Annotated in this window: 15 protein-coding genes and 1 riboswitch; of the genes, 9 read left to right on the forward strand and 6 right to left on the reverse strand. The window is 39.2% G+C overall.

From position 1 onward, the window contains the following. Positions 1 to 44: 44 nt before the first annotated feature. A complete protein-coding gene (locus tag G8782_RS00615; protein ID WP_172368983.1) occupies positions 45 to 722 on the forward strand; it encodes a carboxymuconolactone decarboxylase family protein in 678 nt (225 codons plus the stop codon). A gap of 181 nt (positions 723 to 903) precedes the next feature. Here the strand turns inward: G8782_RS00615 and G8782_RS18570 are convergent, their stop codons facing one another. Next, on the reverse strand, positions 904 to 1032 hold the full coding sequence (locus tag G8782_RS18570; RefSeq protein WP_281357860.1) for a hypothetical protein: 129 nt from the start codon (positions 1030 to 1032) through the stop codon (positions 904 to 906). 226 nt (positions 1033 to 1258) lie between these two features. Between G8782_RS18570 and G8782_RS00620 the strand changes: the two genes are divergently transcribed. The 5 genes from G8782_RS00620 (at position 1259) to G8782_RS00640 (ending at position 8195) form a co-directional block, all read left to right on the forward strand. After that, the gene (locus tag G8782_RS00620; protein ID WP_172368984.1) at positions 1259 to 2014 is read left to right on the forward strand and encodes an SDR family NAD(P)-dependent oxidoreductase; all 756 of its coding nucleotides are present in this window, start codon (positions 1259 to 1261) and stop codon (positions 2012 to 2014) included. Between the two features lie 260 nt (positions 2015 to 2274). Further along, on the forward strand, positions 2275 to 2925 hold the full coding sequence (locus G8782_RS00625; protein ID WP_343034898.1) for a M15 family metallopeptidase: 651 nt from the start codon (positions 2275 to 2277) through the stop codon (positions 2923 to 2925). A gap of 536 nt (positions 2926 to 3461) precedes the next feature. Then, complete coding sequence (locus G8782_RS00630) at positions 3462 to 6539, forward strand: PQQ-binding-like beta-propeller repeat protein (protein WP_172368985.1); 3078 nt, start codon at positions 3462 to 3464, stop codon at positions 6537 to 6539. 495 nt (positions 6540 to 7034) lie between these two features. Beyond that, positions 7035 to 7454, forward strand: a complete 420-nt coding sequence (locus G8782_RS00635) for a GNAT family N-acetyltransferase (protein ID WP_172370166.1) — start codon at positions 7035 to 7037, stop codon at positions 7452 to 7454. A 96-nt stretch (positions 7455 to 7550) separates the two neighbouring features. After that, positions 7551 to 8195: an alpha/beta hydrolase gene (locus G8782_RS00640; protein ID WP_172368986.1), complete on the forward strand. Its 645-nt coding sequence runs from the start codon at positions 7551 to 7553 to the stop codon at positions 8193 to 8195. A 236-nt stretch (positions 8196 to 8431) separates the two neighbouring features. Here the strand turns inward: G8782_RS00640 and G8782_RS00645 are convergent, their stop codons facing one another. From G8782_RS00645 to G8782_RS00665, 5 genes are read right to left on the reverse strand one after another with little or no spacing between them, the layout of a single operon-like run. Continuing rightward, entirely contained in the window at positions 8432 to 9085 is a 654-nt protein-coding gene (locus G8782_RS00645) for a methionine ABC transporter permease (RefSeq protein WP_172368987.1), read from the reverse strand. Then, positions 9075 to 10076, reverse strand: coding sequence for an ATP-binding cassette domain-containing protein (locus G8782_RS00650; RefSeq protein WP_172368988.1), 1002 nt, complete (start codon positions 10074 to 10076; stop codon positions 9075 to 9077). The genes G8782_RS00645 and G8782_RS00650 overlap by 11 nt, the downstream gene beginning before the upstream one ends. 11 nt (positions 10077 to 10087) lie before the next feature. Then, entirely contained in the window at positions 10088 to 10903 is an 816-nt protein-coding gene (locus tag G8782_RS00655; protein ID WP_172368989.1) for a MetQ/NlpA family ABC transporter substrate-binding protein, read from the reverse strand. Positions 10904 to 10930: 27 nt separating this feature from the next. Continuing rightward, positions 10931 to 12307 (reverse strand): LLM class flavin-dependent oxidoreductase, encoded by a 1377-nt coding sequence (locus G8782_RS00660; RefSeq protein ID WP_172368990.1) that lies wholly within the window; start codon positions 12305 to 12307, stop codon positions 10931 to 10933. Between the two features lie 37 nt (positions 12308 to 12344). Continuing rightward, entirely contained in the window at positions 12345 to 12632 is a 288-nt protein-coding gene (locus tag G8782_RS00665) for a hypothetical protein (protein WP_172368991.1), read from the reverse strand. 129 nt (positions 12633 to 12761) lie between these two features. After that, positions 12762 to 12871: riboswitch (SAM riboswitch) on the reverse strand. A 424-nt stretch (positions 12872 to 13295) separates the two neighbouring features. Here G8782_RS00665 and G8782_RS00670 point away from each other — a divergent pair. The 3 genes from G8782_RS00670 (at position 13296) to G8782_RS00680 (ending at position 16715) form a co-directional block, all read left to right on the forward strand. After that, positions 13296 to 14828, forward strand: coding sequence for an AbgT family transporter (locus G8782_RS00670; protein ID WP_172368992.1), 1533 nt, complete (start codon positions 13296 to 13298; stop codon positions 14826 to 14828). A 159-nt stretch (positions 14829 to 14987) separates the two neighbouring features. Then, positions 14988 to 15125 carry a hypothetical protein gene (locus G8782_RS00675; protein WP_172368993.1) on the forward strand — a complete coding sequence of 46 codons (138 nt, stop codon included), beginning with the start codon at positions 14988 to 14990 and terminating at the stop codon, positions 15123 to 15125. A 102-nt stretch (positions 15126 to 15227) separates the two neighbouring features. Then, positions 15228 to 16715 (forward strand): aldehyde dehydrogenase family protein, encoded by a 1488-nt coding sequence (locus G8782_RS00680; RefSeq protein ID WP_172368994.1) that lies wholly within the window; start codon positions 15228 to 15230, stop codon positions 16713 to 16715. Positions 16716 to 16833 lie beyond the last annotated feature (118 nt).

A 16833-nucleotide genomic window follows, 5' to 3' on the forward strand; every position in this document is an offset into this window, starting at 1 on the left:
AAATCAACAGTGTTTGGATAAAAAATTATTAGGAGGAAATTATCATGAGTAAAGAAGTATTAGTAGCGAGTAAAGAGGCATTGTATCAAAAATCATATTTTAACCGTCTTGGTGAATTAAGTAAACTGGCCCCAGATGCTTTCAAAGCGTTTGTGCAGTTTGACAAGCTTGCTTTATCAGAAGGAAAGCTATCGACAAAGTTGAAAGAATTGATTGCCATTGCTGTTGCGCATACGACAGGTTGTCCTTATTGTATTGATGTTCATGTGAAAGCAGGAAAAGCAGAAGGCGTAACAAAAGAAGAATTGTCTGAAGCGATTCTTGTTGCAACTGCATTAAAAGCAGGATCTGCACTTGCACACGGCGTGAATGCATTAAATGCATACGATGAAACTGAAGATGAGGAATTATATAAAGCATCTTATTTCAATAGATTAAAAGAATTTTCAGCGCTGAATGGGGATGCATTTAAAGCATTTGTTGATTTTGACGGGCAATCATTGAAAGAAAATATTTTAAGTGTAAGAGAGAAAGAACTAATCGCAGTTGCAGTTGCGCATACAACGGGATGCCCGTATTGTATCGATATTCATACGAAGGCTGCAAAGAAGGCGGGCGTTACGAAAGAAGAACTGGCGGAGTCGATTTTTGTCGCAACTGCATTAAAAGCTGGTTCAGCTCTGGCTCATAGTGTAAATGCATTAAATGCATTTGATTCATAAAATAGATTCTTAGATTCAAGGTCCTTGTTGTTTCATTGCTTTATAAACGGAAAGAATAGAATCGGTTTATAACACTTAGCAAGAGCCAGGTTCTAGAAATCAATTAAACACATAAAAACCGTTTCCAAAACTAGAAATTAGTTCTGGAAACGGTTTTTGATTACCTTTTATCAATGCATGTTTAGTACGGTCGCCAATAAATTAAATGACTTGAACGAGTAAGACCAAGAAGACGACGGCGATCCGTTTGGATAAAGTAGTTTCCGAGACGGATGGCTAAGTCGCCGATACCGCCGATTATTCCTGCCAAACCCGTGATGAGTTCTGATTTGGAAGCAGGGGAGCAGCACTATACGAGCGTTGGCTTAATAATAAGCAACATAATACAAACCTTTTTCTTTCTCTGTATAATTTATTTTTGGGGACAGCCCAAATTGATATGTTTTGTGAAATTCGTTACAATTATATATGTAAATGCTTCAAAAAAATTCTAGTTGACTAGTAATTTTGGGTATAAATTTGGGAGGGTTATGATTATGTTATTACAAGATAAAGTCGCCTTAATTACAGGCGCTGCGTCAGGACTAGGTAGAGCACAAGCAATTGAATATGTAAATGAAGGTGCTAAGGTTATCATTAGTGATGTGAATGCGCTAGGGTTATCTGAAACAGAAAAACTAATTAAAGATAATAATGGAACCGTACTTAGTATTGTTGCTGATGTTTCTAAAAAAGAAGATGTTCAAATGATGATTGAAAAATCCTTGGAAGTATTTGGTACAGTTGATATTTGTGTGAATAATGCGGCTGTTTTGGCAGATTTTAAAGCGTCTCTTGATATTACTGAAGTAGAATGGGACCTAATCATGAATGTAAACGTTAAAGGAGTCTATTTACTTACGAATGAGATTTTGCCTCATATGTTGAAAAAAGGGAAGGGAACATTCATTAATGTCGCTTCAATTGGAGGAACAATTGCTGGTGTTGGAGACGCAGCATATATTACTTCTAAACACGCAGTTGTTGGGTACACGAAACAGCTAACTTTCAATTATGCTAAAGACGGAATTCGCGCTGTTGCACTTTGTCCAGGAATAATCGATACGCCTATGGTCCAATATGCAATTGAACAAAACCGTCCTGAAGTTGTTCGACAAATAGATTCTATTCCATCTGGACATATCGGTCGCGCTGAAGAAGTTGCCTATTTTTCGGCATATTTAGCAAGTGAAAAAGCAAATCATATTAACGGTGTCGAAATGAAAATTGATGGTGGACAATCCATTTCATAATTAAATAAGTGCTGAAAAATAATTATTTTGAAAGGTACAGCTAATTTTTTCAGAGAAAAAACCGTATCTAAAACTAATTACTAGTTTTGGATACGGTTTTTGAATTACCTTTTATCAGCCGCATGAGCCGCAAATTGAAGGGGCCTTAAATCATGGTAGTTTGCCTTTTTGAAACTAAATTCGTGCAATTTTTGTCCTATTCATGTTAAATTAAACATAGATTTTGTCGAAAATCGTTAAGAAGGAGTGGATAACAACTTGTGAAGAAACTACTGAAATTATTGCTGTTATTCCTCTTTGCATTTGTCGTCTATCAATCTTATTTATTCATAAAGGGAAACCCTGGATTAACGGACCAGTTTGAATACGAAATAAATGTAGAGACTCTACCAACCGAACTGCACCCCATTGTAGCTGAGAAAGTAGAGATTTTAAAAGAAAAAACAGCAGAAAAAAAGATTACAATCCTGATCACAGATGATTACCGTTCTTATGAGGAGCAAGACAAGCTTTATGATAAGGGCAGAAGAACTCCTGGAAAAGTAGTTACTCATTCGGAGGGAGGCGAATCCTATCACAACTTTGGCCTTGCAGTCGATTTTGCTCTTCAGCTTGAGAATGGTAATGTGATTTGGGATATTGAATATGATGGGAACGGAAATGGTCAATCAGACTGGTTTGAGGTTGCAGAAATTGCAAAGGAGCTGGGCTTTCAATGGGGAGGAGACTGGCGCGGCTTTAAAGATTATCCTCATCTTCAGATGGATTTCGGCTTAACCATTGACGATTTGCAAGAAGGAAAACGTCCCAAAATAACTCAGCTAATATCAGAGGACACAGAAAAACGTTCGGTTTTTGTCGTCTTTTTTAATCTTAGGAACTATGTTCCAATCTTCAATAATAAGTTTTGATATTCTTTTAATCGATACTTTTACTAGACTTCTTTGACGAACGTAAACGAACCAGGAATAGTAGTGATGAACGCTCAAAATGGGCGTTCTTTTTATTTTCAACAAAATATGAGGGTGTCCCGGTTTGAATCACAAACCGAAATTCTGATGGAAGTACCTGACGCTTTATGTCGGTTAGATCTGGTAATGTTCTAAAAGACATGATTTAGTTAAACCAATTCCAAATTGCAACCATTATTAATACATATCGAAAGATTTTCAAAATAAATAATTAACTATTCGAAATTAAAGACGCTTTTAAGACTTGTCTCTTCTTGAAAAGTAATGTAATTTGAAACCGAGTAGACGCATAATTTAGTTATTTCAGGATATTTGATTATACGACCGTATTGCGGCGTAGTCCAGTGAACATGCAATTTATTGGCAGTATACGATGCAGTAAAGTCATTTTCAAAAAGGAGTTGAACGTATGTAGTAATTACAAATCATAATCTTTAATTTGCAGGCGCCAAGAAAATGAGAATAGGGGTGTACATATGAAAAAGAATTCGTCTAAAAAAGTAGGAATTATCATCTTTTGCATAATCCTAATCATTAGTTTATTACCCGCTCTCCCTGTATCAATTATTGCTGAAGAAATTGAGACTCAAGGAAATGTTGTAAATGCTGGGTTTGAAATGGCTTTAAATGAAGATGGTTCAATCCCGGGATGGACTCCAGAAAGTGGGGCATCAGGGATATCCATTAGTAGCTCGATTTTTAATAATGGAAGTCAAAGCTTACATTTTAAGGACGAATCGGACAAAGCTGGCCTGCGTGTTTTAAGTGATAAATTTCCGGTTGTACCGGGGAAAGCTTACTTGTCAAAAGTAATGACAAATGTCGTCAATCAAACGCATAATATCGTTTCTGAAGTGCGTTATTATGACGAGAATGATCGATTGATATCCGACAAAATAAAACAGGAATTGTTTGGAAACTTGCCCAAAAATCAGTGGACAGAGTTAAAAGTTTTCACGGATGTTCCGACCAATGCTGTCACCGCAAGAATCGCTTTTTACTCAGGCGGGATTAGTTTAACCGAGGCATATTTCGATGATGTAACTTTCGAATTAGCCGAGGTAGACAAACCATTAGAACGAGATTATAACGATCCAACAAATCTTGGAGATATGGTACGAGTACAATTAGGACAAGCATCTGTCATCCAAGAGAACCAAATGGGAGAAAATGAAGTTTATTATCATTCGAATGGTCTTCCAGGAACATTCTCGGTGCTAGATGCAGAAACAGGGGCACTTAAGTTTTCAGAAGTTATAAGAGATACAGAAGCATTATGGGCAATGACCGTTGGATCTGATAAGAATGTTTATTTTGCGGGAACTGGTGACGGGAAACTGTATAGGTATGTACCTGAACTTAAAAAGATAGAAGAATTAGGTGTAAATCCTTCAGATGATTGGGTGTGGGATTTAGAGGCTACAGAAGACGGAAAGATTTATGGATCGACATATCCCCACGCAAGTGTCTTTGAGTATGACATTGCAACTGGAGAATTCAGGGATTACGGGACTATAAAAGAAGGGCAGCAATACGCTAGAGGAATAGCTGTCACAGATGAGCATATTTATGTGGGCATCGGTACGACTAAGCATCTATTTAAAGTAGATAGAGTTACAGGAGAGAAAGAAGAAATCATCATTGACGGGCATTCTGGACAAGGCGGAATGATTGAAAACATATTTATTGTGAATGATATGCTTCTTGTTTCTGTTGGTACGATAACAATGCTTGTGATTGACCCGGAAACGAACGAGGTTGTTCATACATTTCAATATAGCAATATGATTTCTGAACCATCGCCAGATAACGCTAATCTCATATATTATAAATTCCAAAACCGATTGTATCAATATGATGTTAGTGTCAATCAATCCACGGTAATTGAAGGCATTCCAATGCTTCCGGACACTGTCCGTGTGAAGGATATGGAGTGGATTACATTAACTGGCGGAGAAACAGTTTTGGCTATCGTTACGCAATACGGTGAGTTCATGCTTTATAATCCAACTAGCAATAGCGTGAAATTTATCGAACTAGATATCTCTTCCCAAGCAGTGGCCATCCAAGCGCTTGAAACAGGCCATGATGGAAAGCTATACATGGGCGGATATCAGCGCGGGATGAGTATTTATAATCCTTTTGCAAAAGAATTGGAAGTAAATATCCCATCGTTTGCTCAACCAGAAGGTATCGGATTTTTAAATGGAAAAGTGTACTACGGTACGTATGTAGGGGCTATGATGTACAGCTATGATCCACTAGAATATGTAGATTTAAATAGTAATCCAAAGTTCGAGTATGATATTACAGATCAGCAAGACCGACCGTTTGCCATTACATCAGGGGACGATAAGTTATTCGTTGGAACGGTTCCAGATTACGGTATACTAGGCGGTGCTCTAGCAATCTACGATGAAAAAACAGATGAGTGGTCGCAATATCGAAATGTAGTACAAGATCAAAGTATTATTGCTTTGGCCTATAAAGATGGAAAGATATATGGTGGTACATCTGTATGGGGTGGACTAGGCGTAGACCCGAAAGCAACAGAAGCCAAAATATTTGTTTGGGATGTTGAAACAGGAGAGAAATTAGAAGAATTCACGCCAAATATTCCAGGAATCGATGAAACACCAAGAATGATCGGTGGACTTTCATTTGGTCCTGATGGAAATCTATGGGGTGCAGTGGATGGAACCATTTTCGCAATGGATCCCGCTACGAAAGAAATTGTGAAAAGTAAAGTAATCCGACCAAGCTTATACAATAGTAGCAAATGGTTCCCGTATCGTTTGCAATGGGCACCCGATGGTATGTTATATACAACATTATCGAGGAAGTTAATTGCCATCGACCCAGAAACATTAGCATATAAAGTCCTCGTTGAAGATTTCATGAACAATATGTCACTCGGAGTGAATGGTAGTATTTACTATGCACTAGGCAGTAAATTATATCAAATCGCCGTTCCAGAAACCGATGCAACATTAAAATCGATAACGGTGGATGGCGAGATATTGTCTGGTTTTTCACCCGGACGGACGAATTATACAATGTCCACAACACATAAAATGAACATAGAAGCCGAAGCCAGTGAAGAAGGTGCCCAAGTTGAAATTGTTACCAATGAAAATAGTACATCCATCAAAGTTACGGCTACTGATGGGATATCTGAATTGGAGTACGAAATAGATTGGGAAAAACCAGAATATGCATTGGACGTAAAGACATTATTCACAGATGAAAAAGGTCAAGCTATCAATAAGCTATCACCAAATGATAAGATAACGGCTGAAATTGAAGTAATAAATACGAAAAACAAAAATCAAGATATTATCGTAATGATGGAACTTTTGAATGGAAAAAATGAAGTAGTAGATGTTTCCATTGCATCTAGAACAATACCGAAAAATCAAACGAAGGAAATGTCAACAAAAATTAAGCTTCCTTCAAATGTAGAAGGATATAAATTAAGAGTAACGGCTTGGGCAGGAAAGGAAATAAAAGAAAATATGATTCCTTTATCAGATGAACTGATTATCACAGAATAAATATAAGCAAGCCGCATTGGATAGACTGAAATAGCAATGTGAAACACATATAAAAAACCTTATTAGGCTGCCATGACACCGTATTTTATGAGTGTCAGGCAGCCTGATTTTTCTTGATTGACTTTAGTGAATTGAAATTCCTCGGACATCAAGTTCTAGTGGAATAATTTAATCTGCTAGTACGACCTGTCCAAGTTACGGAAAGGACACTTTTTTTGCTAGTCGAAAATTAAAGAGGTATTCGTATGTATAAGGAAGAATAAAGAACAATGCTCCGTGCTTTTTCAGTAACGTGCCAGTTAACAATAAAATTACCAAGTAGACAAAATTGACACTTTTTTTTGTGGTTAATATACGGAGTTGTTCTTGATTTGCTCAGACAAGAAGGAAAGATTCTTGACTAGGCGGGGGTATTTGGAATACAGATTGGCGAATGAACCAGAGGAAGAAGGAAATGTTTTAATAAAGTCATGTTTCAATAAGGGGAACGTTAATATGGAATTTCTGGTTAAATGTCAATTAAACGATATAGATGAAATAGTGAGGATTGATAGAGAAGTAATAGGTAGTGATAGTAGACGAAACTACATAAAAAAAGCTATTGAGGAAGAAAGATGTGTAGGTATTAAAAACGATTTCACATTTGTAGGATTTTTAATTTTTGATATTCATTTTTTTGATTGTAGTTTTATATCCCTGATAATAGTTAAACCGACTGAAAGACGAAAAGGATATGCAACATCCCTTCTGGAGTATTTTATAAGCATATCGCCTACTAAGAAGATATTCTCTTCAACCAATCAATCAAACAAAAGAATGCAGGAAGTATTTAAAGCAAATGGATTTATACAGAGTGGATTTGTTGAAAATTTAGACGAAGGGGATCCAGAGATAATTTACTTTAAATCAACATAAGTAATTTTGAGTTCTTCGACTAACGGGGCGATAAGGAAATTGATTTAAGCAAGTAAAGAGTAGATTAATACACATTTAGGAAACGAGGAGATTTTAATGCTTAATGTTGAAACACAGACAGTTAAAGGGTATAAGGGGCTAGATATTCCTTTTACATTAATGAGCAGAAGTGAAGATTCTAGCAACTTGGCAATAATACTACCAGGTGCAGGATATACCGCACAGGCACCTCTTCTTCATTACTCAACAGGGGTATTTTTACATAAATCGTTTGATGTTTTACAAGTTAATTATCAATACAATAAAAAAATCTATGATGATTTCACTATGGAGGAAATAAGTGATGCAATTAAATTGGATGTAAAGACTGTTCTCGAAGAAGTTTTAATCAGCAAAACATATGAAAATTATTATCTAATTGGAAAATCGCTGGGGACAATTGCTATGAGTTATGAGTTAAAAAGAGAATGCTTTAAGAACGCTAAAGCCATTTGGTTAACTCCTTTAATACAAAGGGAAGATGTTTTGAATGCGATGGTAAGAAGTAAAAATAAAAGTTTGTGCATAATCGGAGATAAAGACCCTTGTTACATTGAGGAAAGATATTCTAAAGTCATAGAAAACCCAAATATCACCTCGAAGTTAATTTCTAACGTTAATCATAGTTTAGAATATGACGAAAACGCTGTGGAATCAATTAATGTCTTGAAAAGTGTGATAGTCGAGATTGAACAATTTTAGGGAGTGTGTTTTTTTACGTTTTTTGGTAGGTTTTTCTGGAATCGTGCGCGATTGTTGAAGATCAAAAGCCTGATTTCTAGCTAAAAAGAAGGAGGAATTAGGTTTTTTATCCTTCATTAATTTATATATTACCCCATTGGTATATGCGCTGGCATCAAGTGGTAAGTCTTGTTGCAGATTCAAAAAGCCCTACACATGCTGTAATGTCAGCGTATGCAGGGCTTTAGGTTTTTATATTACCGTTTATCAGCCGCATGTGCAGCACGGTCGCCAATAAATTGAATGAGCTGAACGAGGAAGATCAAGAAGACAACGGTCATGACCATCACCTCGTTTTGATAGCGGTAATATCCGAAGCGGATGGCCAAGTCTCCGATGCCTCCGCCGCCGATCATTCCGGCCATCGCCGAATAGCTTAACAAACTAATAATCGTTACTGTCAAACCCGCGATGAGTCCTGATTTCGATTCAGGGAGTAGCACTTTACGGATAATAAGCCACGGGGAAGCGCCGCATGATTCAGCTGCTTCTATGACACCTTTATCAATTTCACGTAAAGAGTTTTCCACTAATCGAGCGTAAAATGGAATGCCTGCTACCGTTAGCGATAAGCTTGCTGCAGTAGGTCCCATTGAAGTGCCGAGAATGAATGTCGTCAATGGAAGTAGCACGACGAGTAAGATGACGAATGGAATGGACCGAATAATATTAATGATTGTTCCGGATATATTTTGTAGAATCTTGTTTTGCCAAAACATTCCTTCGCTCGTCACAAATAATCCTATTCCAAGCGGGATTCCGATCAGTACTGCTAAAGTGACGGATATGGTCAACATCCAAGCAGTTTCCAAAAATGCAATGCCAAATTCATTCAATAAGTTAAGAGACATCGGCCAGCACCTCCAAACGGTTCGTTCTAATCGTGATATACTCGATTGCGCGTTCGATCTCGGATTGATTGCCTTTAATTTCTACGATAAGAATACCTAACGGGCGATCTTGTATATAGCTAATCTGGCCATGCAAGATATTTACGGTGACTTTGAAACGACTGATCGTTTCTGAGATGATACTGTCTTCTGCAGAGTCGCCTCGGAAAGTGATTTGAGCAATTGATCCTGTCCTTGCTTTTAGTAAACGTTCCGGCAATGTTAGCGAATGAACGGTTTGAACAAATTGCTTCGCCAATGGAGTTTGTGGATCAGCAAATAATTCGTACGCTTCATTCACCTCAATCACTTTGCCATTTTCCATCACTGCAACCCGATGGCAAATTTGTTGTACAACTTCCATTTCATGCGTAATGAGGACGATGGTAATTCCTAGGCTTACGTTTATTTCTTTTAATAATTTCAAAATAGACGCAGTCGTATTTGGGTCGAGCGCGGACGTAGCTTCATCGCATAGTAGAACGGTTGGGTCGTTTGCAAGCGCACGGGCAATCCCGACGCGCTGTTTCTGGCCGCCTGATAGTTGAGCCGGATAATGATCAGCACGATCGGCAAGGCCGACCATTTCGAGCAACTCTGGAACGCGCAGCTGAATTTCATCTTTCGTTTTTCCAGCTGCTAACATTGAAAAGGCAATGTTGTCATATACTTTCGCAGAGCTGATCAAGTGAAAATGTTGAAAGATCATGCCGATTTTCAACCGTTCTTTTCTTACTTCTGTTTTTGACAAAGCAGTCAAATCTTTTTTATTGATGAGGACTTGACCTGCTGTCGGTTTTTCAAGCAAATTTAAACATCTTAGTAATGTACTTTTCCCGGCGCCGCTGTAACCGATAATGCCGAAAATTTCACCTTTCGGGATGGTGAGATTGACATTATCAACGGCCGTGACGCTATTATACGTTTTCGTTACATTCACAAGTTCAATCACGGAACCACCTCCTATTCTTTCTGGTAATCAGGTTTTGTAAATCCGGCATTATTTTCGTTCGTATATTGTAAAAACTCTTCAGAGTGATAGGCTTTTTTGATTGCCTCTGCGAACGTTTCGTCTAAATTATCTTTGTGATAAGCGACGTTATTCATGAATTCAGGCGGCGTATCCTCTAAAAGGACAGCATCTTCCAAATGTAAACCCGAAGCGATTGCGAAATTCCCATTAATGAATGCAAAGTCGGTATCGCCTAACGATCGTGGAAGTTGCGCACCATCCATTGCGATAATTTCTAAGTTGTATTTGTTATCAACGATGTCTTTTTCAGAAGCTCTAGTTTGATCGATTTCACCTGCAAGTGTAATCCAACCGAAACGATCCAGCATTTGAAGGGCTCTCGCCATGCTAACCGGGTCGTTTGACAATGTTAACTTCATTCCTTCTTTTACGTCAGAAACATCTTTATGCTTTTCTGAATATAGACCAATTGGTGCGGTAGGCACGGCATGACCGATTGCTAAATCCGTATTATGTTCTTTATTAAAAGCCTCAAGATAAACGGACGTTTGAAAAACATTCGCATCTATGCTGCCTTCTTGTAATGCACGGTTTGGTTGGATGTAATCATTGAATTCAACAAGCTTTACTTTATAACCGTCTTTTTCCAGTAAAGGAATAATGCTTTCTTTCAGTTGATCTGCATATGGTCCCGATGTTGCCCCGATTTTCAACTCTTTTTTATCTCCGCTTGCCTCGCCGGAAGTGCATGCGGCAAGGGCGAGCAGTGTGAATAATGCCAGTAAACTAATTATGATTTTTTTCATTTAATGACCACCTTTATATTTAATTTTTTAGACAGTGACGATGGAATGTTTTTTTCCAGGGTGATTTTCAGGCAATCGGTCGGTTCCGAATAAATTTCCGCGCATTGTTGTTCCTTCCGCGTTGCCTTTTTTTCGAACTAATCCACGCTCTTGTAAAACAGGAATGACCAATTCTGCAAAATCCTTAAAGGATCCTGGTTTAATTGCGTAAGTTATATTGAATCCGTCGACATCAGCCTCGTTAACCCATCGTTCCATTTCATCTGCGATTTTTTCAGGTGTGCCGACAACAACCGGACCGATACCGCCGATTCCAACAAATTCAGCAATTTCTCGAATGGTCCATTTTTTATTGGGATCAACTTTCGTGAAAATTTCCACGCGTGAGCGCATTGAATCATTTTCAACATATTGTAGATCTTCATCTAGTTCGTATTCAGATAAATCGATTCCCGTCCATCCGCTAAATAAGCTCATTGCGCCTTCAAGACTAATATGTTGTTTATAATCTTCATATTTTGCTTCTGCTTCTTCTTGCGTTCGGCCAACGATTGGCGTGAACAGACTAAACACTTTGATGTCTTCGCCTTTTCTTCCAAACTGCTCCGCTTGACCGCGTATTTTATCGACAAACTTTCGTGCAATATCAGTGGTCGGCATAGAGACATAGATACCTTCCGCGTGTTCTGCTGCAAATGCACTTCCTCTCGGCGATAAACCAGCTTGATAAATGACCGGGGTTCGTTGCGGGGAAGGTTCGCATAAGTGAGCTCCTGGAACGGTGAAATACTTCCCATTATGTTGAATGTCATGAACTTTGTCTGGATCTACATACATCTTTCTTTTTGGATCTCGAACAACAGCCTCTTCTTCCCAGCTTTGTTCCCATAATTTATAACAAACGTCTAAATATTCTTCAGCGATTGAATATCGTTCATCGTGTGCAATTTGTTCGTCAAGTCCCATATTTAATGCTGCACTTTTCAAATAAGACGTTACAACATTCCAGCCGACCCGACCTTTCGTTAAATGATCTAATGTCGACATGCGACGGGCAAATGTATAAGGGTGTTCATGCGTGACGGATGCGGTAATGCCGAATGACAAATTTTTTGTAACTGCAGCCATTGCCGGAACGATGAGCAGTGGATCATTGATAGGGGATTGCACCGCTTGCCTGAGACCCGCATCTCTTTTCCCTTCATAGACATCGTACGGCCCCAGTACATCTGCTAAAAAGACGGAGTCAAACTGAGCTGCTTCTAATAACTTTGCAAACTCGATCCAGTAGTCAATATCCGTGTAGCGATGTGCTTCACTGTCCGGATGAGACCAGAGTCCAGGAGACTGGTTACTAGGGCAGTTCATATCAAATGCATTTAATAAAATTCGTTTTTTGGTCAATGTTAGTTCCTCCTAAGTTTCTTTTTGAGATTGAACGCTATGCAAACAGTAACTTCTTTCCAATTCCTTGGAGTTCTATATAACTTTCCAACGTATTCGTTAATCCATCAGGGAAGGAAAGTCGCTTTGTCGATTGTTCTTCTTTCAAATTCGCTGTCATATGTTGCAAAAACCTCAGTACGTGGATTCTTCTTTCTGTAATATCTATGAACCCATTATCGTAAAACCATGCGTCGATTGTATTGTAAACACCACGGTTGATGAAGAAAGACTCTTCAATCTTCCGGACGAATGAAAGATCCGGCAAATGAACATCCACGGCCATAAAATAACACCTCCTATACACAATAAAATCAGATTAATTATCCAATCATCCCTTCTGATGAAAAAAATAAAAACCCTCTACTCATGATGAGGAGAGGGTGAAATACATAAATTCGCTGTAGTTTCAGCCGTCTCATCTGAAGAATACGAATGTATTCTACTGAACTTAGCACCATACAATTAAAATTGCTGGTTGCTGAGGTTTCGTAGGGTCAGTCCCTCCACCTCTCTTGATAAGCAGCATTACTATTCAATTTTTGAAATTTCGATAGAATAACTAGAACTTAACGATTAAACGTTAGATTGGATTCTATCTGCCTTTCTAGAAAGAGTCAAGAGATTTTGATGGAATAGTCGGATATGAGTGAAAAGTCATGGTAATTTACTTGATTCTAAATTTGGCGACTTAAAACTACTAAAATGTAGCAACAGAGACGGAAAAATCCAGTTATGGAACGAACTATTGCAGTCGGATTAATGGGAGAAATGAATCATGACATTTGGAAGCATGATGTTATTGAACTCGGGATTCGGTGTTTTTTAATTGATAGGAGTATAATGACGCATTATTTCAATTGATTTGACAAAGCGGAAAATTATAGTAATCTATTTTAAACGTATTCTAAAAAATAGATGCAAAAAACAATGCTAAAGGGGGATAAAAATGAATTTACCGGATAATAGCAAGAGGAACGGTTTTTTCAATAAGTTTTTAGACTTTATCGAGAGATACGGTAATAAATTGCCCGATCCGGTAATGTTGTTTGTGTATATCGCAGGCCTTATTTTAATTTGTTCTTCAATTTTTTCATTACTTGGAATAAAGGCGGTAAACCCGGGTAACGGGGAAGAAGTAGCCGTTGTTAATTTGCTGAACGGGGACGGAATTATAAAGATACTAACGAATCTCGTAACGAATTTTACTAGTTTTCCTCCGCTTGGTCTGGTGCTGGTAGTGATGCTTGGTGTGGGGCTAGCAGAGTCAACGGGACTTATTGGAGCTGTTATGAAAACAACCATTTTAAACGCTCCAAAGAAACTAATCCTTCCGACAATCGTGTTGGTAGCTATTGTCGGGAACGCAGCTGCTGATGCGGCTATGGTTGTTTTGCCTCCGATTGTTGCAATGATTTTTATCGCGTTAGGACGGCACCCCATTGCTGGCTTGGCTGCCGCTTATGCATCAGTTGCCGGCGGATTTAGTGCGAATTTGATATTAAGTGTTTTGGACCCATTAGTTGCGGGATTCACGCAGACAGGTGCTCAGATGATTGATCCGGAATTCATTGCGAATCCAGCGATGAACTATTATTTCCTCATCGCTTCGACATTTGTTTTAGTCCCGACAGCTGTTTTCATCACAACTAAAATCGTCGAACCGCGTCTTGGAAAATATGAAGGTGAAATTGAGACGTTGGATGAAGTAACGATAGAAGAAAAGAAAGGTTTACGTTGGGCGGGGATTTCAGTAGCGGTTATGGCGGTTGTTGTCCTGAGTCTATCAATTCCCGAAAATGGACTGTTCAGGCATCCAGAGACTGGCTCCTTGACGGTATCTCCCTTAATGGACAGCTTAGTGCCATTAATGATGATTTTATTTCTAGTGCCGTCAATTATTTTTGGGAAAGTCGTTAAAGTAATTAACGATTCGAAAGACTTGGCGAGTCTTTTAGCTAAAGCAATGTCTGGAATGGGAATGTACATTGTCATTGCATTCGTAGCGGCGCAAATGATCGCCTATTTCAACTGGAGTAATCTAGGTCCAGTTGTTGCAATCAAAGGAGCCGAAACATTAGAAGCAATCGGGTTGACAGGGCTTCCGCTGTTAATTGGATTTATTATTGTAGCGGCACTTATTAACTTCTTAATCGCGAGTTCTTCGGCTAAATGGGCTATTCTAGCGCCAGTGTTCGTACCGATGTTTATGATTTTAGGATATAGTCCAGCATTGACGCAAATGGCATATAGAATAGGGGATTCCATTACGAATCCAATAACACCAATGCTAGCGTATTTTGCGATTGTCCTAACATTTGCGAAAAAGTATGATCCGAAAATGGGGATTGGTACGCTTATGACGTCATTGTTACCGTACTCCATTGCCTTTTCGATTATGTGGATACTTTTGTTCGCGATTTGGTATTTACTTGGAATACCACTCGGGCCAGAAGGCGAATTGTTTTGGAATTCTAATTAAAATTGGCTCCTTAATATAGGGTTGAAAAACTGATGATTTGGATTCATTCATAAGCAAGCTGTTTCTTTAGCATCCTTCGGGATGCTTTTTTTATTCCATGAATAAAAAAGCAATGGCTGGGCAAAGTAACACAAGAATAATTAGATTGGAGGAAATGGAATGAAGCATAAAAAATATTTTCTTCCGCTTATGTCGGTTATTTTGTCAGCAGGCTTACTATTCGGTTGTAACGGCGTTGACGAAAATGAACCGGATCCGACAGAAGAGCCGTCTGAACAACAACAAAATAATCAATAAACACAAGCCTCGAAACATTGCAAACTAATGTTTTGGGGCTTTTTCTGTCATGTTTTAAATTTAATTAGGGTGTTTAGCTCCTTGATTGAAGGGAACAGAAGGATGGAATTAGAAATACAGAAAGGAGTTTTGTTTTTGGTTGGCTACACAGGTTTAGATTCGCAATTTATCGGAGGACAATGGAGTGAGGGAACAGGATCTAGCACAATCGATTTGATAAATCCTTATACGCAGGATACAGTGGCATCATTCAAGTCAGCAAGTGTGATGGATATAGATGAAGCCTATCAATCTGCGAAAAACACGCAAGAGGAGTGGGCGGAGGTTAATGCTTTCGAACGTTCCCGAATAATGAATGAAGCAGCACGGATTATGGAGGAACGCCGGGAGGAATTGGTTCAACTGCTAATTGAAGATTCGGGTTCCACGTTTATCAAAGCGAATGTGGAAGTCGATTTCTGTATCGCGATTACGCGTCACGCAGCTTCCTTCCCATTTCATGTAGAAGCGACATCACCGCCTTCAATCGTGCCAGGCAAGAAAAACAAAGTTTTCCGAAAGCCGTTGGGCGTTGTCGGCGTCATCGGGCCGTTCAACTTTCCGATGTATCTAGCGATGCGCTCCGTTGCACCAGCGCTCGCGGCAGGTAACAGTGTTGTGTTAAAACCGGATACTCAAACAGCGATGTCGGGCGGAACGGTGCTCGGTAAAATATTTGAAGAAGCTGGTGTTCCATCAGGTGTTATGAACGTGGTCGTACCGAACATAAGTGAGATTGGTGACGCTTTCGTAGAACATCCGATACCGCGCATGATCTCTTTCACCGGTTCAACTGGAGTCGGTCGCCATATCGGTGAAATTTGTGGCCGCATGATCAAGAAAGTGGTTCTCGAACTCGGAGGCAATAACCCTTTTGTTGTTCTTGAAGACGCGGATATTGACCGCGCTGTAGATGGCGCTGCGTTTGGCAAGTATATGCACAGCGGTCAAATTTGCATGGCCGTTAACCGGATTATCGTCCACGAGAACATATATGAAGAGTTTAGCAAAAAATACGTAGAACTGACGAAAAGGATTAAAGTCGGAAACCCATCCGACACCGATACTTTGATAGGACCGCTTATCAATCAGAAAGCAGTTAAGCGTATTCTCGGAGAAGTTGAAAAAGCGAAAGAAGAAGGGGCGGAAATTCTTCTTGAAGGTTCAGTCAATGGCAATGTCATGTCTCCGTTTATTTTGAAGGGTACGAATGAAATGTCTACTGCTAAAAATGAAATGTTCGGACCAGTCGTGACAATAATTCCAGTTTCTAGCGAAGAGGAGGCGCTTCGCGTAGCCAATGATACTGAATTCGGCCTCAGCGGATCCGTTCATGCTGGAACTGCTGAAAAAGCGATGGCATTCGCGCAGAAAATGGAGACAGGTATGGTTCATATCAACGATCAAAGTGTAAATGATGAGCCTCTCGTAGCTTTCGGCGGCGAAAAAAGTTCCGGTGTCGGCCGTTTCGGCGGAGAGTGGTCGCTTGACGAGTTCACAACTTTTCAATGGATTTCTGTACAAGAAGAAACCCGCCAGTATCCATTCTAATCTAATAAAAATCCCCCCTGTTTCGAATCGAAATCGGTACAGGGGTGTTTTTGTGCTTTAGTTCCATTCTCAAACTTTTCGTATTTGGCACCTTCTTCGATGTAATCTTTACCTGTCT

This window comes from Sporosarcina jiandibaonis, assembly GCF_013184495.1.
In the GTDB taxonomy this organism is placed as follows: Bacteria; Bacillota; Bacilli; order Bacillales_A; family Planococcaceae; genus Sporosarcina; species Sporosarcina jiandibaonis.